Annotated in this window: 17 protein-coding genes; 8 read left to right on the top strand and 9 right to left on the bottom strand. The window is 68.3% G+C overall.

Annotation, left to right across the window (positions count from 1 at the left end; translation table 11 throughout):
- Positions 1-54: 54 nt before the first annotated feature.
- The 3 genes from HWY45_RS23570 to HWY45_RS23560 all read right to left on the bottom strand — a co-directional run bounded on the left by HWY45_RS23570 (position 55) and on the right by HWY45_RS23560 (position 3,538).
- Positions 55-1,305 carry an Hsp70 family protein gene (locus tag HWY45_RS23570; protein WP_059566623.1) on the bottom strand — a complete coding sequence of 417 codons (1,251 nt, stop codon included), beginning with the start codon at positions 1,303-1,305 and terminating at the stop codon, positions 55-57.
- Positions 1,306-1,498: 193 nt separating this feature from the next.
- Positions 1,499-2,104, bottom strand: a complete 606-nt coding sequence (locus HWY45_RS23565; protein WP_059566622.1) for a nitroreductase family protein — start codon at positions 2,102-2,104, stop codon at positions 1,499-1,501.
- Positions 2,105-2,254: 150 nt separating this feature from the next.
- A complete protein-coding gene (locus HWY45_RS23560; protein ID WP_059566621.1) occupies positions 2,255-3,538 on the bottom strand; it encodes an MFS transporter in 1,284 nt (427 codons plus the stop codon).
- 270 nt (positions 3,539-3,808) lie between these two features.
- Here HWY45_RS23560 and HWY45_RS23555 point away from each other — a divergent pair, with 270 nt between their 5' ends.
- The gene (locus tag HWY45_RS23555; RefSeq protein ID WP_059880802.1) at positions 3,809-4,429 is read left to right on the top strand and encodes a TetR/AcrR family transcriptional regulator; all 621 of its coding nucleotides are present in this window, start codon (positions 3,809-3,811) and stop codon (positions 4,427-4,429) included.
- Positions 4,430-4,487: 58 nt separating this feature from the next.
- Positions 4,488-5,060, top strand: a complete 573-nt coding sequence (locus HWY45_RS23550; protein ID WP_059805670.1) for a DUF1415 domain-containing protein — start codon at positions 4,488-4,490, stop codon at positions 5,058-5,060.
- A 19-nt stretch (positions 5,061-5,079) separates the two neighbouring features.
- Here the strand turns inward: HWY45_RS23550 and HWY45_RS23545 are convergent, their stop codons facing one another.
- The 4 genes from HWY45_RS23545 to HWY45_RS23530 all read right to left on the bottom strand — a co-directional run bounded on the left by HWY45_RS23545 (position 5,080) and on the right by HWY45_RS23530 (position 8,270).
- Positions 5,080-5,970, bottom strand: coding sequence for a class I SAM-dependent methyltransferase (locus HWY45_RS23545; RefSeq protein ID WP_059566618.1), 891 nt, complete (start codon positions 5,968-5,970; stop codon positions 5,080-5,082).
- 92 nt (positions 5,971-6,062) lie between these two features.
- Positions 6,063-7,196, bottom strand: coding sequence for a methyltransferase (locus HWY45_RS23540; RefSeq protein WP_059880805.1), 1,134 nt, complete (start codon positions 7,194-7,196; stop codon positions 6,063-6,065).
- Positions 7,197-7,323: 127 nt separating this feature from the next.
- Positions 7,324-7,656 carry a YegP family protein gene (locus HWY45_RS23535; RefSeq protein WP_059566616.1) on the bottom strand — a complete coding sequence of 111 codons (333 nt, stop codon included), beginning with the start codon at positions 7,654-7,656 and terminating at the stop codon, positions 7,324-7,326.
- 119 nt (positions 7,657-7,775) lie between these two features.
- Complete coding sequence (locus HWY45_RS23530) at positions 7,776-8,270, bottom strand: LEA/WHy family protein (RefSeq protein WP_059880807.1); 495 nt, start codon at positions 8,268-8,270, stop codon at positions 7,776-7,778.
- A 266-nt stretch (positions 8,271-8,536) separates the two neighbouring features.
- On the opposite strand from HWY45_RS23530, the gene HWY45_RS23525 reads away from it, so the two are divergent.
- The gene (locus tag HWY45_RS23525) at positions 8,537-8,776 is read left to right on the top strand and encodes a hypothetical protein (RefSeq protein WP_060046140.1); all 240 of its coding nucleotides are present in this window, start codon (positions 8,537-8,539) and stop codon (positions 8,774-8,776) included.
- A gap of 130 nt (positions 8,777-8,906) precedes the next feature.
- Positions 8,907-11,066, top strand: coding sequence for a M1 family metallopeptidase (locus HWY45_RS23520; protein ID WP_059566614.1), 2,160 nt, complete (start codon positions 8,907-8,909; stop codon positions 11,064-11,066).
- Positions 11,067-11,177: 111 nt separating this feature from the next.
- On the opposite strand, the gene HWY45_RS23515 is transcribed toward HWY45_RS23520, so the two are convergent.
- On the bottom strand, positions 11,178-12,197 hold the full coding sequence (locus HWY45_RS23515; protein WP_059880836.1) for a transporter: 1,020 nt from the start codon (positions 12,195-12,197) through the stop codon (positions 11,178-11,180).
- Positions 12,198-12,474: 277 nt separating this feature from the next.
- Entirely contained in the window at positions 12,475-13,524 is a 1,050-nt protein-coding gene (locus HWY45_RS23510) for a hypothetical protein (RefSeq protein WP_059880810.1), read from the bottom strand.
- A 122-nt stretch (positions 13,525-13,646) separates the two neighbouring features.
- On the opposite strand from HWY45_RS23510, the gene HWY45_RS23505 reads away from it, so the two are divergent.
- The 4 genes from HWY45_RS23505 (at position 13,647) to HWY45_RS23490 (ending at position 20,652) form a co-directional block, all read left to right on the top strand.
- Positions 13,647-14,492, top strand: coding sequence for a M15 family metallopeptidase (locus HWY45_RS23505; protein WP_059566612.1), 846 nt, complete (start codon positions 13,647-13,649; stop codon positions 14,490-14,492).
- A 301-nt stretch (positions 14,493-14,793) separates the two neighbouring features.
- Entirely contained in the window at positions 14,794-18,723 is a 3,930-nt protein-coding gene (tssM, locus tag HWY45_RS23500) for a type VI secretion system membrane subunit TssM (RefSeq protein ID WP_059880813.1), read from the top strand.
- The gene (tagF, locus tag HWY45_RS23495; RefSeq protein ID WP_059566610.1) at positions 18,720-19,709 is read left to right on the top strand and encodes a type VI secretion system-associated protein TagF; all 990 of its coding nucleotides are present in this window, start codon (positions 18,720-18,722) and stop codon (positions 19,707-19,709) included. The genes tssM and tagF overlap by 4 nt, the downstream gene beginning before the upstream one ends.
- Positions 19,710-19,713: 4 nt before the next feature.
- Entirely contained in the window at positions 19,714-20,652 is a 939-nt protein-coding gene (locus HWY45_RS23490) for an OmpA family protein (protein ID WP_059880816.1), read from the top strand.
- Positions 20,653-20,693 lie beyond the last annotated feature (41 nt).

Genomic DNA, 20,693 nt, shown 5'->3' with positions numbered 1-20,693 from the left:
AAAGAAAAAGCCCCGCTTCGGCGGGGCTTTTTTTTGTCTCGTCGCCGGCGACGTTCAGCCGAACAGCCGCTGCGCGTGAATGCCGAGCCCCGTCGCCACGCTCGCGAGCCGGTCGCCGAACACCGGCTGCGCATCCGGGAACGCGCCCGCGAGCGCGCCCGACAGGAACGCCAGCCCGGTCGAGCCGCCCGTGAAGTACAGCGCGCCGACGTCGCGCGGCGCGATGCCCGCGAGCCGCACCGTCTCGCGCGCGGCCTCGACGATGCGCGCGGTGTCGTCGCCGCTCGCATCGATCAGCCGGCCCGCGTCGAACGCGATCTGCAGGTCTTCCTCCACGTCGTTCAGGTCGATCATCGTCTCCCCGCCCGCCGCGACGCCGATCTTCGCCTCTTCCGCGCGCGCCATCAGCGCATGGCCGAAGCGCAGCTCGACCACCCGCGCGAGCCGCTCGAAATGCCGCGCGTCGACGTACAGGTGCTTCATCAGCTTCAGCTCGCCGAGCCGCTTCGGCGTGTAGACCGTGTTGATCAGGTGCCAGGTCGCGAGGTCGAAGTAGATCCGGTTCGGCAGTTCGCGCCCTTCAGGATCGAGCGCGCGGTAACCGAATGCGGGCAGGATCGCCGACAGCTCGACGCGCCGGTCGTAGTCCGTGCCGGCCACGTGCACGCCGTGGTGCGCGAGCACGTCGTCCTTGCGCTCGAGGCGCGCCATCCGCTCGGGGCCGACCCGCACCAGCGAGAAGTCGGACGTGCCGCCGCCGATGTCGGCGACCAGCACGAGCCGCTCGTCGCGCTGGCGCGACTCGTAGTCGAACGCGGCGGCGATCGGCTCGTACTGGAAATGCACGTCGTTGAAGCCGACCGCGCGTGCGGCCGCTTCGAGCTGGTCCTGCGCGAGCTGGTCGGCGCGCGGATCGTCGTCGACGAAGAACACCGGCCGGCCGAGCACCGCGCGGCCGATCGGCGCGCCGGCGCAGGCCTCCGCATTGCGTTTCAGGTGCGTGAGGAAGCGCGCGATGATGTCGGTGTACGCCATCGCGGTGCCGTCGCCGAGATCGGTGGTCGTCTCCGCGAGCGGCGAACCGAGGATGCTCTTCATCGAGCGCATCAGCCGGCCGTCGAAGCCGTCGATATACGACGCGAGCGCCGCGCGGCCGTATTCGACCGTCTCCTCGTCGTTGTTGAAGAAAATGGCGGTCGGCAGCGTCAGGTGGGCGCCCTCGACGGGAGCGAGCCGCATGCCCGCGCCGTCGGGCAGCGCCACGGCGGAATTGGACGTACCGAAGTCGATCGCGCAGTAAGTCATGGGAAGGTGCCGCCGCATGGCCGGCGCGAAAACGGAAAGGACGGGCTTTTTATCACGAAGCCCGCGTGATCACAATCGGGTGCCGGCCTCCGGTGACGGAGAAACGCGGCCGGCGGCCGAGGGATGGCCGCGCCTGCCGATGCCTGAATAAACATCTGAAGAAACCGCAACGCGCGAGGCGCATGCGGCGGGCTCACGCCGCCGCGTCGAAACCCTTCTTCCACGCGCCCGCGTACACCACTTCGCCGATCGGATGGCGCGTGCGCGGCGCCTTCTCGCGATCGCGCAGCACCGGATCGAGCTTGTCGGCATCGCCATAGTGGCCGATCGAGATCAGCGCGGGAATCGCGACGTCCGCCGGGATCGCGAACGCGGTGCGGAACGCATTCGCGTCGAACCCGCTCATCTGGTGAGCCGCGAGCCCGAGCGCGTGCGCCTGCAGCACCAGCGACATCGCGGCCGCGCCGGCGTCGTACAGCGCGGTCGGCGCCGGCTCGCCCTTCGGCGTGAGCGTATGCGCGGTCACCGCGATCAGCACCGGTGCGGGCGCGTTCCAGCCCTGGTTGAACGGCACCAGCGTCGCGAACGCGCGCTTGAACGCCGCTTCGTCGCGCGCGCGATCGAACACGATGAAGCGCCACGGCTGCGCGTTGTAGGCCGACGGCGCCCAGCGCGCGGCCTCGAGCACGGCGTGCAGCTGGTCGGCGGCGACCGGCGCGTTCGAATAGGCGCGCGGGCTCCAGCGGCCCGCGATCAGTTCATGAATCGAAACAGAGGTGGGTGCAGGTTTGACGGACATGCGGATCCTCGTTGGTATCGATGAAGGGGCGCGAACGCCCGGAGAACCGCAAGCATAACCGGTTGCGCGCCGCCGCGCCCGGCCGGGGCGATCAATGCAAATCGCCGATCCTGCTATGGCCGGGCCGCGCGCGGCCCGCCTGCCCGATGCTCAGACCGGCTGCGCCGCCGCGCGCGACGTGCCGCGGTTGATGCGCAGCACGACCAGCGCGCCGAGGATGCACAGCCCGCCCGAGATCATCGACGCGATCGTGTAGGTGCCGAGGCTCGCACGCAGCATCCCCGCGCCGAGCGCCGCGAACGCCGCGCCGAGCTGATGGCCGGCGACGATCCAGCCGAACACGACGGGCGCGGCCGTCTTGCCGAACACGTCGGTCGCGAGCCGCACCGTCGGCGGCACGGTGGCGATCCAGTCGAGCCCATAGAACATCGCGAACAGCGGCAGCCCGAAGAAATCGATGCCGAACGCGTGCGGCAGGTAGATCAGCGACAACCCGCGCAGCCCGTAGTACCAGAACAGCAGCACGCGGTTGTCGTAGCGGTCGGACAGCCAGCCCGACAGCGTGGTGCCGAACAGGTCGAACACGCCCATCGCGGCGAGCAGCGACGCGCCCTGCACTTCCGTCATCCCGTAGTCGCTGCACATCGCGATCAGGTGCGTGCCGACGTAGCCGTTGGTGCTCGCGCCGCAGATGAAGAAGCTGAAGAACAGCAGCCAGAAATCGCGCGAGCGGCTGGCGGTAAGCAGCGTGCCGAATGCGACCTTGAGCGGGTTCTCCTTCGACGCGTCGGCGGCGGGCGGCGCATCGGCCGGCTCGCCGTACGGACGCAGCGCGACGTCGGACGGCCGCTCCGGCAGCAGCAGCGCGACGAGCGGAATCACGATCGCCGCCGCCAGCGCGACGACCAGCACGACCGGCCGCCAGCCGTGCCGCTGCGCGATCGCCGCGAGCATCGGCAGGAACACGAGCTGGCCGGTGGCCGTGCTTGCGGTCAGCACCCCCATCACGAGCCCGCGCCGCGCGTGGAACCAGCGCGTGACGAAGGTCGCCGACAGCGTCAGCGCGACGACGCCCGTCGAACTGCCGACCATCAGGCCCCAGATCAGCACCATCTGCCAGCTCTGCGTCATCATCGACGACAGCGCAACGCCCGCGCCCATCGTCACGAGCGCGGTCAGGATGGTCGGCCGCAGCCCGAAGCGCTGCATCGCCGCGGCCGCAAACGGCCCGGTCAGCCCGTAGAGCGCGATGTTCACCGAAATCGCCAGCGAGATCGCCGCGCGGCTCCAGCCGAGCTCCCGCTCGAGCGGCACCATCAGCACGCTCGGCGTCGCTCGGGTGCCGGCCGCCGCCAGCAGGATCAGGAATACCACCGCCGCCGCGAGCCATCCGTAGTGGAAGCGCCCGCCGATTCGTCTTGCCGCCCAGTTCATGTCCGTATTCTCCTGTCGACCGGACTCGGCGCTTGCGCACTTAGTCCAGTCCCATGCAGCGCTGTCGACCGGAATCAGCGCCTCAGCGCCTCGCCCGGTCCCACGCAAAACGGGCCACCTCCGCCGCACCCCGCGTCGGCCGGCCCCTGGCCGACGCCTGGCAGTTGTCATCGATCCGATCGCATTGTTACCGATCAGTCACAAGTGTGTTGCGATCGTAGTGACCAGTCGGTAACATGTCAAGCATTCAATTTCGACTTCGAGGCCAACATGTCCGACATCGAGACCGCCAAGCCCGCGTCGCGCCGCACGCGGCAGCCGATCTCGGGCGCTGCCGCGCAGGAGCACCTGCTGCGCGCGGCCGAAGAGCTGTTCTACAGGGAAGGGGTGCGCGCGGTGGGCGTCGAGGCCGTGGTGGAGCTGGCCGGCGTCAACAAGATGAGCCTGTATCGCCAGTTCTCGTCGAAGGACGAGCTGATCCTCGCGTATCTGGAGCGGATGGATGCGTGCTTCTTCGAGCGCTTCGACACGAGCGTCGCGAAGCATCCCGGCCAGCCGAAGGCGCAGCTGATCCAGTACTTCACCGATCTCGCCGAGCGCGCGACGCAGAAGGATTACCGCGGCTGCCCGTTCGTCAACGTCGCCGCGGAATTCCCGGACGCGTCGCACCCGGCGCGCGAACGCGTCGCGCAGAACAAGGAACGGCTGATGGCGCGGCTCGTCGAGCTGTGCGCGAGCGCCGGCGCGCGGCAGCCGGCCTTCCTGGCCGATTCGCTCGCGCTCGTGATCGAGGGGATCTACGCGGCGAGCCAGACGTACCGGTACGGCGAGACGCCGATCGGCGCGGCGCCGGCGCTGGCCACGCAGCTGATCGAGGCTGCATGCGCGTGACGAGCGGCCTGCGCCGCGCCCGCTACAATGCGGCCGTCTCCGATCTTTCCGCCCTGCCATGACCGACACCCGCGCCCCTTCGCACGACGACATCCTCGCCGCCACCCGGCACTGGCTCGCGCGCGCGGTGATCGGGCTCAATCTGTGTCCGTTCGCGAAAAGCGTCTACGTGAAGGAGCAGGTGCGCTACGCGATCAGCGAAGCGGCGACGCTCGAGGATGCGCTCGCCGATCTCGAAACCGAGCTGCGGCTGCTCGAAGCCGCCGATCCGAAGCAGGTCGACACGACGCTCGTGATCTACCCGCGCGCGTTCGCGGATTTCGTCGACTACAACGATGCGCTGTTCTTCGCCGACCGGCTCGTGCGGCAGCTGAAGCTCGACGGCGTGCTGCAGATCGCGAGCTTCCATCCGGACTACCGGTTCGAAGGCAGCGAACCCGACGACATCGAGAACTACACGAACCGCGCGCCGTATCCGATCCTGCACCTGCTGCGCGAGGACAGCATCGCGCGCGCGGTCGACGCGTTTCCGGATGCATCCGCGATCTACGAGAAAAACCAGGACACGCTGCGCCGCCTCGGCCACGACGGCTGGCGCGACTGGATGAGCCGCGCCGGCGACGACGTCTGAGCGGCGGGCGGCGGCCGGATCAGTCGGCGACGGGCGCCGCTTCCTCGCCGGCCGGCTGCGCGCCCTGCGGCACGAAGAAGCGCTCGCGCAGCTCCGCGAGGCCGAACATGTCGAGAATTTCGGTGAGCCGCTCGCCCGGGCGACGGCGCGGCAGGTTCTTGTACTGCGCGATGATCAGCTCGTTCTTCATCGAGTGCTCCCAGCCGACCAGCTCGGTCACGCTGACCTGGTAGCCGTGCGCCTCGAGTTGCAGGCAGCGCAGCACGTTGGTGATCTGGCTGCCGAATTCGCGCGTGTGCAGCGGATGCCGCCACACCTCGGTCAGCGCGTTCGCGAGCGACTTGCCCTTGTTCCTGCGCAGCACGCCGGCGATCTCCGCCTGGCAGCACGGCACCAGCACGATGTGCCGCGCCTGCTTCGCGAGCGCAAAGCGGATCGCGTCGTCGGTCGCGGTGTCGCACGCGTGCAGCGCGGTAACGACGTCGACCGTCGCGGGCAGCAGCGGCGACGTGATCGACTCGGCCACGGACAGGTTAAGGAACGACATCCCGCCGAAACCCAGCCGCGCGGCGAGTTCGGCCGAGCGCGCGACCAGCTCCTCGCGCGTCTCGATCCCATAGATGTGCGACGCGAACGCGGGCGTGCCGTGCCCCGGCTGCTGCTTGAAGAACAGGTCGTACAGGATGAAGCCGAGATACGACTTGCCCGCGCCGTGATCGGCGAGCGTCACGCCGCCGCGCTCGGCCTGCACGCTGGCGAGCAGCGGCTCGATGAACTGGAACAGGTGATAGACCTGCTTCAGCTTGCGGCGGCTGTCCTGGTTCAGCTTGCCGTCGCGGGTCAGGATGTGCAGTTCCTTCAGCAGCTCGACGGACTGCTCGGGGCGGATATCGTGGGTCTTGTTCGACATGGTGAAGCGGCACCGGGCCGCGCGCGTGGAAAGCGCGCGGCCCGCTGGCGGGAAATCGTGAGGAATGGCGTCAGTTTACCGAAAACGCGCGCTCAGCTCCGCGCGCCGAGCCGCCAGAGCGACGTCACTTCCGCGCGGCGCGCGGCGTGCAGCGGATCGTCGGCGTCGGCCGCCTTCGGGTGCGCGGGGCGGATGTCGTCGCGGCCGAGCACGACGAGGCCCGCTTCGTCGATCCACTGCAGCAGCGTGTCGCGCGGCCGCAGGCCCAGATGCTCGGCGAAATCGGACAGGATCAGCCAGCCCTCGCCGCCCGGCTCGAGGTGCGCGGCGAGCCCGGCGAGGAAGCCGCGCAGCATGCGGCTGTCCGGATCGTAGACCGCGTATTCGATCGGCGCGCTCGGCCGGGCCGGCACCCACGGCGGATTACAGACCACGAGCGGCGCACGGCCGGCCGGGAACAGGTCGGCCTCGACGACGTCGACCTGCGCCGCATAGCCGAGCCGCTCGACGTTCTCGCGCGCGCAGGCGAGCGCCCGCGCATCCTGGTCGGTTGCAACCACCCGCTTGACGCCGCGCGCCGCGAGCACCGCGGCCAGCACGCCGGTGCCGGTGCCGACGTCGAACGCGAGCGTGTCGGCCGGCAGCGGCGCGCGCGCGACGAGCTCGACGTATTCGCCGCGCACCGGCGAGAACACGCCGTAGTACGGATGAATCGGCGCGCCGCCGAGCGCCGGAATCGGCACGCCCTTCTTGCGCCACTCGTGCGCGCCGACGAGGCCGAGCAGCTCGCGCAGCGACACGACCGACGGCGCGCCGCCGGGGCCGTACGCTTCCTCGCACGCGGCGCGCACATCGGGGGCGCGGCGCAGCGCAATCGTGTAGTCGGCGTCGAGCGGAATCAGCACCATCCCGAGCGTGCGGGCGCGCTGCGACTGCGCGAGGCGATGCAGGTTGAACGCGTCGGCGCCGGCCGCGGCCTTCGCCTTCTTCGGCTTGCGGTCGACGCGGCGCGCCATCGCCTGCACGAGCTGGCGCGCGTTCTGGAAATCGCCCTGCCAGACGAGCGCGGTGCCCTCGCACGCGAGACGATAGGCGGCGTCGGCATTGATGCGGTCGTCGGCCGGCACCGCACGCTTGGGCGGCGCCACGCCGGCTTCGGAACGCCAGCGCACGGCATGATCGACGCCGGCGGCGTCGGTCCAGTGGAAAACGGGAAATTCGGTCACGCGAACTCGGCAACGGTTGACTTCGACAGGCAGCGGGAATCCGCCGCGCGGACCACACCTTACCCTGCTTTGCTCGACGCGGCAAAGGACGGGCGGCGGGGCCGGCGGCGTCCGTGCGGGCGGCGTGTCAGGTCAGATCCTCGAGCGGCGCGTCGGGGGCGTTCTGCTTCACCGATGCGATGCCGTTGTCACGGCCCGCCTCGGTCGCATACGTCTCGCTCGTGCCGATGATCTCGTGGTTTCCGGCCTTCAGGTTGAACATGTACTCGCCGTTGTGCGCGGTCTTGCGCTCGTAGCGGCCGTCGTCCGGCGCATTCTTGCGCACCGACGCGACGCCGTTCTCCGCCGACGCCTTTGTCTTGTACAGCTCGCTGCGCAGGATGATCTCGCCGTTGCCGGCCTTCAGGTGGAACAGGAACTGGCCGTTGGTCGCCTGCTTGATGACGAATTTCGCTGCCATGTGCACTCCTCATCGAAAAGTCCGCCAGTCGGACCCGGCCAGTTTAGGCGCGATCGCGGCGCAACATCGAGAAATCGTGTGAAGAGAACATCAAGGATCGTCAGGCGCCGCCGCGCGTGTCACCCGCCCCAGCCCGGCATCGCCGGCAGGCGCAGCGTGCCCGCGTCGGTGAAGCGCACCGCGCCGAACGCGCTGCCCGCGAGCCGGCCGCGCAGCGCATACGGCAGCTCGCCCGCCGACGCGGCGCCGGCCAGGTTCCACGCCTGCCGCGCGGCGGCGAACGCGGACACCGACACCGGCACGTCGAGCACCGCCTCGCCGAAGCGCGGCACGACGCCGACGCGATCGCTGACGCCGCTCGCGAACGGCTGGCCGTTCAGCTCCAGCGTCACCGCGATGCCGTCGTAGTCGATCGGCGCGTCGGTCGGGTTCTGCACGCGCAGCTTCAGGTTGAAGCGCATCTCGAGCCCCTGGCCGACGAGCGGCTCGAGCCCGGCGACCGTCACATGCACACGGTCGGGCATCAGGCCCGCGCACCCGCCGAGCACGAGCACGGCGGCAACCAGCAACAGGATGGCGCGCAACGGCGCGGCACGGAACGGGACAGGCGACATCGGCGGCCTCCTCGCGGCGAACGGGCGTTGCGGCATTGTACCGGGCGCGCGCCGGCGCCCCGGACTTCGTAGTTTCCCGCGCCCCCGCCGATCTTTAATACATTAAAACTACGGATTCGCGGACTAAACAGACAAGCGAATTAACGACGGAGATCATTCAATGAATCGCGAAAATTTCAAGCGAAGCATTCTCTAAATTTTTCGTTTCCTTTACTCAAAACCATCAAGTATATTGACCCATCCTTCGAGCAGGCTGACAAACCTCGATGCCGCATGACGACGATTTTACGGAGCGCCAACGACGCGTTCCGGTCGCGCGGCGCAAGGCCCGGCCTGCCCCGTTGGCCGTCGATTCGATGGGGTTGCGCGCCCGCCCGGGCGCGCCGCCGCTTGCCGTGCGCGCGAATTCCATTCAGTACAACACGCGCCCGGCATATTTGAACCGACAAGTTAACCGACAATTGAAAATCCAGAGGGGGCAGCAAATCATGATTACCTTCACGTAGTCAGCCAGCCGTCTTTTCGAATAATCCGTCATTGGCATTTCACGTCGCTGTTGATTAACGGCGAGGGGATGCTTTTTGCCGGGTGTTTTCGCAGCACTGAACGACTCCTTTCAATAATCGAGGTTTCAGTATGTGGATGAACAATCGCAAGATGCGTTATCTGCCGATCGTCGCGGCGCTCGCGCTCGCCGGATGCGGCGGCGATGACGGCGGCGCCGGCTCGGCTTCCGCGCTCAGCGCGGCCGGCAACCCGAATGCCGCGTCGACGCCGGCCGCGCCTCAGCCGGCCGCGTCCAACGTGGACAAGAGCGTGCGCCCCGTCGAGATGCCCGACACCGTGGTGCCGGTCAACTACCGTCTGTGGTTCCGCCCGAACGACGCGCTGAACGCGTTCGACGGCCGCGCCGACGTCGAGATCAAGGTGCTCAAGCCGGTGTCGTCGATCGTGGTCGCCGGCCACCGGATCAAGTTCACCAACGGCCGCGTCACGCTGCAGCCCGGCAACGTGCAGCTGATCGCGACGCCGCAGGACAAGGGCGACTTCTACCAGCTGCGCCCGGCCAGCGGCACGATCTCGCCCGGCACCTATTCGCTGCACATGGAGTGGTCGGGCATCATCAACTTCAAGACCTACGACGATCCGGTCAACCACACCGGCGGCAGCTGCGGCGACGATCCGTATCCGGGCTGCTCGGCCGCCGAAGGCGTGTTCCGCGTCGACCTGAAGGCCACCGACGGCACGACGAGCGGCGCGATTCTCACGCAGGGCGAAACCAACCTCGCGCGCCAGTGGTTCCCCGGCTGGGACGAGCCGGCGTTCCGCCCGACCTATGAAATCACCGCCGAAGTGCCGCAGAACTGGCGCGTCGTGTCGAATGGCGCCGAGAAGCCGTCGACGAACGTCGGCGGCGGCTACAAGCTCGTGTCGTTCGAGAAGACCCCGCCGATGCCGCAGTACCTGGTGTTCTTCGGCGGCGGCCTGTTCGATACCTACGAGGACGACTTCTCGAGCCCGCTGCCGGACGGCAAGGGCCTGCACCTGCGCGTGTTCACGCCGCCGGGCATGCGCGACTGGGCGCAGCCGGCGATGCAGCGCACCAAGCAGGCGCTCGACTTCTACTATCGCTACACGGGCATTCCGCTGCCGCTGACGAAGTTCGACACGGTTGCCGCGAACGATGCGTTCAAGGCGGAGAAGAACCTGAACTTCGGCGGGATGGAGAACTGGGGGTCGATCCTCGAGTTCGCGGACGACATCCTGCCCGAACCGGGCAAGCCGATGTCGCGCTACGGCAACCAGGTGCTGACGCATGAAGTCGCGCACCAGTGGTTCGGCGATCTCGTCACCACCGACTGGTGGGACAACGTCTGGCTGAACGAATCGTTCGCGCGCTTCTTCGAGGTGAAGACGACGATCCAGTTCTTCCCGGACGAGTTCAGCTGGCTCGACCAGGTGACGAACAAGTACCGCGTGATCAACCGCGACATCGGCCCGAACGCGTTCCCGGTCGCCCCGAACTTCAACGGGTGGGCGTCGAACGACTTCGTGGTGAGCGCGAGCGCGTTCGTCTACAACAAGGGTGCGCACGTGCTGAAGACGATCGAGAACTTCGTCGGCGAACAGCCGCTGCGTTCGGGCCTGCAGCAATACCTGACCGACTACTCGTTCGGCAACGGCACGCCGAAGCGCCTGTGGGACGCGGTGTCGAAGTCGACCGGCCAGGCCGTCGGCCCGATCGGCGACAGCTACACGCGCCAGACCGGCGTGCCGCTGGTCACGCTCGACACGCAGTGCGACCTGACGAAGAACCAGACCGTCGTCACGCTGAAGCAGCAGCCGTTCCCGAACAAGAACCCGTATCCGGGCACGCAGTGGACGGTGCCGATCACGCTCGCGTATGGCCAGGGCCTCGCGAACCGCACGACGTACGCGCTGAAGGACACGCAGGCGCAAATCCGCGTGGACGGCTGCACGGGCGTGGTCGCGGATCCGAGCGGCCTCGACTACTACGTGGTGAACTACAGCGATGCGGCATGGAGCGGGCTGCTCACGCAGGTCAACCGCTCGACCGACCCGGTGCTGCTCGCGAACCTGAAGAGCGAAGCCGCGCTGCTCGTCGCGAACAATCTCGCGCCGGCATCGCGCTCGACGTCGATCGGCTCGGTCGCATCGCCGGCGGCGATGAAGCTGCGCCAGACGCCGACGTTCGACGGCATCACGACGCCGCAGGAACATCCGGCGCTGCGTTATCAGGGCAAGTTCGTGCCGCGCAAGACGCTCACGCAGTAATACGCCTGAGCCTCGGCCTGCCGCGCGCCCCGCATCGCGCGCGCGGCGGTGTCCGAACGAACGACGGGCCTCCGGTGGAGGCCCGTTTTTCATGCGCGCCCGGGTGCGCCGCTAGCGATCGCCGCCGCGCCGGCGAAATGCCCACCACGCGGCAAGCGCCGTGAAGCCGGCGACGAACAGCACCATCAGCCAGAAGCCGTGCTTGTTCTCCGAGAACGGAATCCCGCCGACGTTCATCCCGAAGAAGCCCGCGACGATGTTGATCGGCAGCGCGATCACGGTCACCAGCGTCAGCGTGAACAGCGTGCGGTTGTTCTGCTCGTCGAGGCGCGAGCCGATCTCTTCCTGCAGCAGCTTGATCCGCTCGACCAGCCCCGCGAGATCGGCGAGCACCAGCGAGAATTCCTCGGTCGACTCGCGCAGCGCCTGCCTGTCCTCCGCATGCAGCCAGGCCGGCGGCTTCGCGAGCAGCCGGAAGATCGAGCCGGGCTCCGGCGCGAGCATGCGCTGCAGGCGCGTCAGCGTGCGGCGCATCACGCCGAGCTCGACGCGGCTCGCGGTCAGGCGCTGCGACAGGAAGCGATCCTCGATCCGGTCGACGTCGATGCTGGTGCGCCGCACGATGTGGATCAGCAGGTCGGCCTGGTCGCGCAGCAGATGCACGAGCAGCTCCGCAGGCGAGCGGAAGCGCTCGCCGTCCCGCACGCTCGCGCGCAGCGTGTCGACCGAACGCAGCGGCTTGAGCCGCGCGGTGACCATCACGCGCCGCTCGACGTGGACGAACAGCGTCGCGATCTCCGACGGCGTCAGCTCGAGGTTGAACATCACGTCGTTGACGATCGCGCGCAGCGCGCCGTCCTCCTGCTCGATGCGCGTCGAGCGCGACCCGTCGTGCAGGAACTCGAAGAAGCTGTCGGGCAGCCCGAGATGCGTGCGCATCCAGCGCTCGCTGGCGCCGTGCGCGAGGTTGAAGTGCAGCCAGACGAATGCGTCGTCCGGCTCGGCCGTCCGCTGCTGGTGCAGCCACGCGGCGGCCGAATCCGCGTCGAGCGTCGCGCCCGGCTCGCCGGGCAGGAAGCGGAACCCGCACACCATGCCGGACGTATCGGCGCCGTAAGTCTGTACGATCATGTCGAAGGTCGTGCGGCGCGCGGCCGCGTCGCGCCGTGCGGCCGGCGCGATCGCCGCCCGCGCGCGGGCGCCGCGCAACAAGGGTAAGGGGGTTATATGCCCGACCAGTGTGCCATCTTCGTGACACCGTCACAAAGCGGGCGCGCGGCGCACAAAGCATGATGGTCCCCAAAAAGAACAATCCCCACTCAGCGTAGTCCGCTGAGTAGGGATCGGGCTGACCATCTCATTAACGCCGCCCGGAGGGGCGGCGCATGCATCAGGGCGCAACGGCGGCTTACTGGCGGTTCTGCGCCGCGGCCGGGCACGCGGGATCCTTGCCCCAGTGGCCGTCGCACACGCGCCACCGGCACAGCTGATCCTCGAAGAAGCCGCGTTCCGAACACTCCTTCACGCGCGCGGCGAGCGCCGTGCCGCCGCCGGATGTCGCAGCGGATGCGGCGGTCTTGGTCGGCGCGGCCTGGGCAGCGGTCGCACTGCTCTTCTTGTCGGCCGGCTTCGTGCGCGCGACGAGCGCTGCGAGCAGGTCGGCGTCCGGATCATCCTTCGCGGTCGCGGTGCGCGCCTGCGCATCGCGGCGCTTCTTCGCCTGTGCGAGCTCGGCCTGCTGCTGTTCCTTGCGGTGCTTCTTCGCGTCGGCCTTCGCGTGCGCGGCGTCGGCCTTTGCGTCCGTCTTCGCGTCGGTCTTGCCGCGTGCGGCCCCCGTGGCGGCCTTTGCGCTCTTCGGGGTATCGGCTTTCGCGGTGTCGGCTTTCACGGCATCGGCTTTCACGGCATCGGCTTTCGCGGCATCGGCTTTCACGGCATCGGCTTTCGCGATATCGGGCTTCGCAGCCGCGGCCGCCGCTGCTGCCGGCGCGGCGCCCGACGCATCGTCGGCGCCGTTCGCGAGCGCGCGCGACAGGCGGCCGTTGTCGGCCGCCGGAGCGGACGCCGCGGATGCAGCGGATCTGGATGCCGTGTCGTCGTTGACGATCGTGGCCGGCTGCGGCGCGCTCGCGGCGTTCTGCGCGAGCTGCGGCGCGGCCGCGCTGGCGGGCGCGGCCTTCGCGGGCGCTGGTGCCTGCACGGCGGGCGCGGCCGCGACGGCCACGGGGGTATCGCTCGCCTGCTGCATGCGCCATGCGCCCCAGCCGCCCACCGCGACCACGAGCGCAACGACCGCTGCGATCGGCGCCTTCAGCGAGCGGCGCGGCGGTTCAGCCTGCTGGGTGACGCGGCCTTCCAGATTCGCGAGAATGCGCGAATGCTGAGGCCCGTCTGCCTGTTTCGTATCGGACAGCAGGCTGGGCGGAGTTTTTGGATTTGAATTTTCCGGCGCACTCATTCAGCGTCTCATTGAATCCTGGTTTAATTCGCCGCGATAATATAGCCCGGCCTCTCAGAGCAGGCCTGATTCTAAGAGCAAGCATTGCAAAACACAATCAATTCCAATTTCCGGGGATATCGTTGATTGCCGTCGCACTCATCGCCTATTTCGCCGCCGCGGTCGCCCTCGCGGCGCTGCTGCTTTTACCTGGCGTCCGCGCGACCGTTTTCGAATCGGTCGCCCAGTTTCACGGCCGTCTCACGCGCCGCGCGAACGATCGCGCGATGCGCACCCGCGGTCAGATTGTTAAATCGGCAACCGTTACCCGGGATGCTTTAAATGGTGTGCAAAATTTACTTGTCCGACGACGCTTGCTGATTATGGTGTCGACAGGTATTCTTGCGACGCCGCCATTGGTCGCCATTGCGTTGCGCGGCCGGCAATTATTTCAATACGACGACACGGCGCGCGCGCCCGACGAGAAGATCGCCGCCCTGCTGCAGGGCGAGCAGCTCGTGCCGCCGCCGCCGTTGCCGCCGGAAGTCTTTGCCACCAAGGAAGTCGAGCTGGTGCGGCCGGCACTGAAGGACGCCAGCCGCGACTGGAACCTGCTGGATCCGGATTTCCGCACGCGCCTGCTGCTGGTCTACAAGATCATGCACGAGCAACACGGTTATGAAATGGCGTTGCTGGAAGGTTACCGGAGCCCGGAACGGCAAAACCGGCTGGCGCAAATGGGCAGCAACGTGACCAATGCGGCGGCGTTCCAGAGTTATCACCAATACGGGCTGGCGTCGGACAATGCGTTCCTGCGCGACGGCAAGCTGGTGATTTCCGAAAAAGATCCGTGGGCGATGCGCGGCTACCAGTTATACGGACAGGTCGCCGAGCAGGTCGGCCTGACCTGGGGCGGCCGATGGAAAATGATGGATCTCGGGCACGTTGAATACCATAAACCCGGTTTTAAGCTGGGACGCGGCCGCTAGCCAACGCGGCCGGACAGGAAATAATGAGGGCGGCATGGGGCTTTTTAATATCCCGGCAGGAAACGATATGGGCGGTACAAGCGGTCGTGCATTCCGGTGCGCGATTATCCGGGGCCGCCGGTTCCGTTTTAAATCTCACAGTGTCCTTTCGTTAATGCGCGCGCCCTCTCCGATGCCGCGGACGCATTGATGCCGGCCCCTTTCACCCCGTTTGACAGCATGGCGACACATCGCGGCGCCACCCTTGCCGCTCGGCGCGCCTGCGTCGCCTCATCGAATCGCACCGGAACCTGAACGTCCTATGCAACGCATCCTCAACGTGCTGACCCATCCGCGTACGCTCTCGATCGTCGGGATCGTCGCGCTCGCGGCGATCCTCTTCATCGTCGCCGATACGCTGCAGCTGCCGCTCCTGTGGGCGGCGCTCGCCTTCGCGGCGATTCTCGCGCTGTGGCTCGCCGTCGCGCTGTGGCGGCGCTGGCGCGTGAAGCGCGCGAACCGCCAGCTCGGCGAGATGCTCGAGGAACAGGCGGAAACCGGCAAGATCACCGCGCCGGCCGCCGCCGCCGCGGCGCAGGACACGAAGTCCGCCGACCTCGACGTGCTGCGCACGCGCCTGTCCGACGCGGTGAAGACGATCAAGACGTCGAAGATCGGGCAGGTCTCGGGCGGCTCCGCGCTGTACGAACTGCCGTGGTACATCGTGATCGGCAACCCGGCCGCCGGCAAGAGCAGCGCGGTGATCAATTCCGGCCTGCAGTTCCCGTTCGCGGACAAGAACAGCGCCGTGATCCACGGCATCGGCGGCACCCGCAACTGCGACTGGTTCTTCACGACCGAAGGCATCCTGCTCGACACGGCGGGCCGCTACTCGGTGCACGAGGAGGACCGCAGCGAATGGCTCGGCTTCCTCGGCCTGCTCAAGCGCTACCGCCCGAAGGCGCCGATCAACGGGATCATCGTCACCGCGAGCATCGCCGAACTCACCGGCAACCGCCCCGAATTCGCGATCAACCTCGCCAAAAACCTCCGCCAGCGCGTGCAGGAACTGACCGAGAAGCTCGAAGTGTTCGCGCCCGTCTACGTGATGTTCACGAAGGCGGACCTGATCACCGGCTTCACCGAATTCTTCAGCAGCAGCGACAAGCACGAGTACGACCGCGTATGGGGCGCGACGCTGCCCTATGAGCCGGACGAGAAGCGCGACGTGGTCGCGCTGTTCGACGAGCGCTTCGAGGAGCTGTACGAAGGCCTGAAGGAAATCAGCGTCGCGCAGCTGTCGCTGTCGCGCGGCAACCAGCTGTCGCCGGGCCAGCTCAGCTTCCCGCTCGAGTTCTCGACCATCAAGCCGTCGCTGCGCGCGTTCCTCGCGACGCTGTTCGAGAACAACCCGTTCCAGTACAAGCCGATCTTCCGCGGCTTCTACTTCACCAGCGCCTTGCAGGAAGGCGAGACCAACAGTGCCGCCGCGCAGCGCATCGCGCACCGCTTCGGCCTCGACGGCAGCGCGCTGCCCAAGCCGCACAGCGCGTTCTCGAAGAACGGCTTCTTCCTGCGCGACCTGTTCTCGAAGGTGATCTTCGCCGATCGCCAGACGGTGCGGCAGTTCGCGAGCCCGACCAAGACGCGGCTGCGCTACGCCACCTTCTTCGGCTTCGTCGCGGCGCTCGCGCTCGCGCTCGGCGGCTGGACCTGGTCGACGATCGGCAACCAGCAGCTCGTCGCGAACGTGCAGGCCGACCTCGACAACGTCACGCGCCTGCAGCAGGGCCGCAACGACCTGCAGTCGCGCCTGCAGGCGATGGACATTCTCGAGGACCGGATCGAACAGCTCGAGCAGTTCCGCCGCGACAAGCCGCTGTCGGTGTCGCTCGGCCTCTACCAGGGCGACCGCCTCGAGCAGCACCTGCTGACCGAGTACTACAACGGCGTGCGCCAGATCCTGCTGAGCCCGGTGTCGCAGAACCTCGCGTCGTTCCTGAAGGACGTGAACGCGCACCCCGACCAGCTCGTGCCGATGACGCGCCCGCCGGAATCCGGCGCCGCGCAGGCGGGCCCGCTGCCGGTGTCGACCAGCCCGGCCGGCGCCGCACCGCAGGCCGGCGCACCGGCCCAGCAGCAGCAACAACAACAGCAGGGCGGCCTGTACAGCGACGCGTCGCCGACCAACGTGCAGGACGCGTACAACGCGCTGAAGACCTACCTGATGCTGTCCGACAAGCGCCACGTCGAGCAGGCGCACCTGACCGACCAGGTCGCGCGCTTCTGGCGCGGCTGGCTCGAGACGAACCGGGGCAACATGCCGCGCGACGAGATGATCCGCAGCGCCGAACGCATGATCTCGTTCTACCTCGCACGCGTGAACGACAACGACTGGCCGATGATCGAGGCGAACCTCGCGCTCGTCGACCAGACCCGCGACAGCCTGCGCCGCGTCGTGCGCGGGATGCCGGCCCGCCAGCGCGTCTATGAGGAAATCAAGGCGCGCGCGGCGACCCGCTTCGCGCCGATGACCGTCGCGCGCATCGTCGGCGACGGCAGCCAGGGCCTGGTGGCCGGCAGCTACGCGATTCCGGGCACGTTCACGCGCGACGCGTGGTTCCAGTACGTGCAGCCGGCGATCCGCGACGCGGCCACCAAGGAGCTGCAGGCGAAGGACTGGGTGCTGAACACCGCGACGCAGGACGACCTGACGCTCGAGGGCAGCCCCGAGCAGATCCAAAAGACCCTCGTCGGCATGTACAAGACCGACTACGCGCAGCACTGGCAGAAGTTCATGCAGGGCATCGCGGTGCAGGGCTTCAGCAGCTTCGGCCAGGCGGTCGACGGGATGAACCGTCTCGGCGATCCGCAGGATTCGCCGATCCGCAAGATCCTCGAGACCGCGTACGACCAGACCTCGTGGGACAACCCGTCGGTCGCGAACGCGACGATCAGGAAGGCGCAGACGGGCGTCGTCAACTGGGTCAAGCAGCTGTTCTCGCGCTCGCAGGCGGGCCAGGTCGCGGCCGCCAACATCGACATCAACGGCAACCCGGCGGACGTGCCGATGGGCCCGGTCGGCCAGGAGTTCGTCGGCCTCGCGCGGATCGTCGCGTCGCATGACGGCACCTCGATGCTGAAGGGCTACATGGACACGCTGTCGAAGGTCCGCACCCGCTTCAACGTGATCAAGAACCAGGGCGACCCGGGCCCCGGCGCGCGCCAGCTGATGCAGCAGACGCTCGACGGCAACGGCTCGGAGCTCGCCGATTCGCTGAAGTTCGTCGACGAGCAGATGCTGACGGGCCTCACCGACGGGCAACGCAAGTCGCTGCGGCCGCTGCTGGTGCGCCCGCTGATGCAGGCGTTCGCGGTGGTGATCCAGCCGGCCAGCGCCGAGGTCAACAAGGTGTGGAACGCGCAGGTCTACCAGCCGTTCCAGGGCTCGCTCGCGACGAAGTACCCGTTCGCGGCGAACGCGAAGGTCGAGGCCGGCGCCGGCGAGATCGCGCAGGTGTTCGGTCCGGACGGCTCGATCGCGAAGTTCGTCGGCACGACGCTCGGGCCGCTCGCGGTGCGCCGCGGCGACACGCTCGCGGCCCGCACCTGGGGCGACATGGGCCTCGCGCTCGCGCCGGACTTCACGAGCGGCTTCGCGCGCTGGGTCGCACCGCTCGCGGGCGGCGCGGCGGGCGGCGGCGCGACGGCCTCGTCGGAACCGCAGACCGTGTTCCAGATCCTGCCGCAGCCGAGCACCGGCACGACCGAGTACACAGTCGCGATCGACGGCCAGCAGCTGCGCTACCGCAACACGCCGCCGCAGTGGACCAACTTCGTGTGGCCGAACCCGCAGGGCTCGCCGGGCGCGACGCTGTCGGCAACCACCTTCGACGGCCGCACGATCCAGCTCGTCAACGAGCCGGGCCGCTACGGCCTCGAGAAGCTGATCAACTCCGCGCAGCGCAAGCGCCGCCCGGACGGCACCTTCGACCTCACGTGGACGCAGGGCAGCGTGAACGTGTCGGTGACGATGCGCATCATCAGCACGTCGCAGCCGACGGCCGGCGGCGGCGACCAGCCGCAGCAGCAGAGCCTGCGCGGGCTGCGCCTGCCGTCGTCGGTCGCCGACGTCGGCGCGGGCTCGGCCGTCAACGCCACCGCCCAGCCGGGTGCCGGCGCATCGGGCGCGGCGCCGGCCGCGGCGGCCGTCGCGGCCGCCGCCGCATCGAACGCACAGGGGGCGCAATGACGCAAACCGTTCAGGCGCAGATCGCCTACTTCGGCAAGATTCCGTCGCGCGGCGACTTCGTGAAGAGCCCGCACAACCCGCAGCTGCTGCAGACGCTGGACCGCTGGATCGCGCAGGCGCTCGAACTGCTCGCCGAGGACCCGCGCTGGAAGATCGTCTATGAAGACGCGCAGCCGATGCACTTCGCGTTCCTCGGTTCGCGCAGCAAGCTCGCGATCGCCGGCCACATGGTCGCGAGCCACGACGTGTCGATGCGCCGCTTCCCGTTCCTCGGCGCGACCGCGCTCGAGGTCGAGCGGCCGCTGTCGTTCCTCGCGCGCAGCCCGCTCGCGTTCGCGCGCCTGTGGTCGCGCGTCGCCGCGCAGATCCCGCCGCTGCTCGGCAAGGAGGAGCCGCCCGGCGCGCTGCAGGCGCTCGGCGACACGCAGGTGCCGATCGACATCGGCGGCTCGCCGAACTCGCACGACGGCACCTTCAACGATTTCATCGAGCACCAGTCGCTGTTCGGGCTCGAGCAGATGCTGCTCGCGAGCGGCCACCCGGTGCGGCTGCGCGGCGCGATGCTCGCGCTCGGCTCGCTGCTGCGCCCGGTGATGCAGAGCGGCTCGTCGCACCTCGAGCGCGGCCTCACGCTGCCGCTGCCGGGCGATCCGTTCTACCGCAGCCTCGTCGCCGCGTTCTGGCTCGAACTGATCGCGCCGTTCGTCGCGCAGGCCGACTTCGAGCTCGCGATCTTCCTCGGCACGATCGCCGAGCGCGAGCGGCTCATCATCGGCTTCAACGGCGCGTCCGCGAAGACGCTGCTGAGCGTCGTCGACCCGCAGACCTATGCCGCCCACAACATCGACATCGACGATCCGGAGTGGATCGACGCACATGCGCAAAACGATCATGGGATCAGCAAGCTCGTCAGCTACCTCGACCAACCGCAACTGTCGCTGCGCGTCGCCATCGACGCGTTCCGCGAAGCGTTCATCGGAGGCTGACGGCATGCGCAACACGATTCACACCGGACGCGCGCGCTTCTCGCCCGTCCTCGCCGCCCTCCTCGCCGCCGGCCTGCTGGCCGGCGGCGCCAGCAGCTTCGCGCAGAACAGCGGCGCGACCGTCACGCCGGTCGGCACCGGCAACGTGCCCGTGACGACGCTGTCCGGCAATGCCGCGCCCGCCGCGCCGGCGTCCGGCGCGGCCGCCCACCCGGCCGCCGTCACCACGCCGCCGCCCGCGAACGCGACGCCCGGCCAGGTCGTCGTCGGCGGCAAGGTGCCCGACGAGGCGACCAAGGCCGCCGTGCTGCAGAAGCTGCGCGACACGTATGGCGCGAACAGCGTCGTCGACCAGATCGAGGTCGGCGACGTCGCGACGCCGCCGAACTGGAGCGCGAACGTGCAGAAGCTGATCGGCGCGCCGCTGAAGCAGATCAGCAAGGGGCAGCTGAAGATCAACGGCACGCAGATCGAGATGAAGGGCGAGGTGCGCAACGAAGCGCAGCGCCAGCAGCTCGCGAGCGACATGGCGAACACGCTGAACCCGACTTATACGATCAAGAACGGGCTGCGCGTGTCGGCGTCCGAGCAGGGGCTGCTCGACCAGACGCTCGCGAACCGCACGATCGAGTTCGAGACCGGCAGCGCGACGCTCACGCCGCAGGGCAAGGTGGTGCTCGACCAGATGGCCGCGGCGCTCACGAAGATGACGAACCGGACGGTCGATCTCATCGGGCATACGGACAATTCGGGGAATCGCACGTCGAACATCGCGTTGAGCCAGGCGCGTGCGGATGCGGTGAAAGGCTATCTGATCACGAAGGGGATCGCGTCGCAGCAGATGACGACGACCGGCGTGGGACCGGATCAGCCGATCGCGCCGAACGATACGGCGGAAGGCAGGGCGAGGAATCGACGGATCGAGTTCCGGGTGGGGCAGTGAGCGGGGCGTCGGGGTCGCGCGGGATCGTCTTCGACGCTTGT

Source organism: Burkholderia stagnalis, from assembly GCF_902830275.1.
GTDB classification, from domain to species: Bacteria; Pseudomonadota; Gammaproteobacteria; order Burkholderiales; family Burkholderiaceae; genus Burkholderia; species Burkholderia stagnalis.
Note: the sequence above shows the minus strand (reverse complement) of the source record. Positions and strands in the feature narration are given on the sequence as shown.

Bases quoted from the DNA above. Each gene is read 5' to 3' on its own strand.
- HWY45_RS23570 (WP_059566623.1), bottom strand. From the start codon at position 1,305: ATGACTTACTGCGCGATCGACTTCGGTACGTCCAATTCCGCCGTGGCG.
- HWY45_RS23565 (WP_059566622.1), bottom strand. From the start codon at position 2,104: ATGTCCGTCAAACCTGCACCCACCTCTGTTTCGATTCATGAACTGATC.
- HWY45_RS23560 (WP_059566621.1), bottom strand. From the start codon at position 3,538: ATGAACTGGGCGGCAAGACGAATCGGCGGGCGCTTCCACTACGGATGG.
- HWY45_RS23555 (WP_059880802.1), top strand. From the start codon at position 3,809: ATGTCCGACATCGAGACCGCCAAGCCCGCGTCGCGCCGCACGCGGCAG.
- HWY45_RS23550 (WP_059805670.1), top strand. From the start codon at position 4,488: ATGACCGACACCCGCGCCCCTTCGCACGACGACATCCTCGCCGCCACC.
- HWY45_RS23545 (WP_059566618.1), bottom strand. From the start codon at position 5,970: ATGTCGAACAAGACCCACGATATCCGCCCCGAGCAGTCCGTCGAGCTG.
- HWY45_RS23535 (WP_059566616.1), bottom strand. From the start codon at position 7,656: ATGGCAGCGAAATTCGTCATCAAGCAGGCGACCAACGGCCAGTTCCTG.
- HWY45_RS23530 (WP_059880807.1), bottom strand. From the start codon at position 8,270: ATGTCGCCTGTCCCGTTCCGTGCCGCGCCGTTGCGCGCCATCCTGTTG.
- HWY45_RS23525 (WP_060046140.1), top strand. From the start codon at position 8,537: ATGCCGCATGACGACGATTTTACGGAGCGCCAACGACGCGTTCCGGTC.
- HWY45_RS23520 (WP_059566614.1), top strand. From the start codon at position 8,907: ATGTGGATGAACAATCGCAAGATGCGTTATCTGCCGATCGTCGCGGCG.
- HWY45_RS23515 (WP_059880836.1), bottom strand. From the start codon at position 12,197: ATGATCGTACAGACTTACGGCGCCGATACGTCCGGCATGGTGTGCGGG.
- HWY45_RS23510 (WP_059880810.1), bottom strand. From the start codon at position 13,524: ATGAGTGCGCCGGAAAATTCAAATCCAAAAACTCCGCCCAGCCTGCTG.
- tssM (WP_059880813.1), top strand. From the start codon at position 14,794: ATGCAACGCATCCTCAACGTGCTGACCCATCCGCGTACGCTCTCGATC.
- tagF (WP_059566610.1), top strand. From the start codon at position 18,720: ATGACGCAAACCGTTCAGGCGCAGATCGCCTACTTCGGCAAGATTCCG.
- HWY45_RS23490 (WP_059880816.1), top strand. From the start codon at position 19,714: ATGCGCAACACGATTCACACCGGACGCGCGCGCTTCTCGCCCGTCCTC.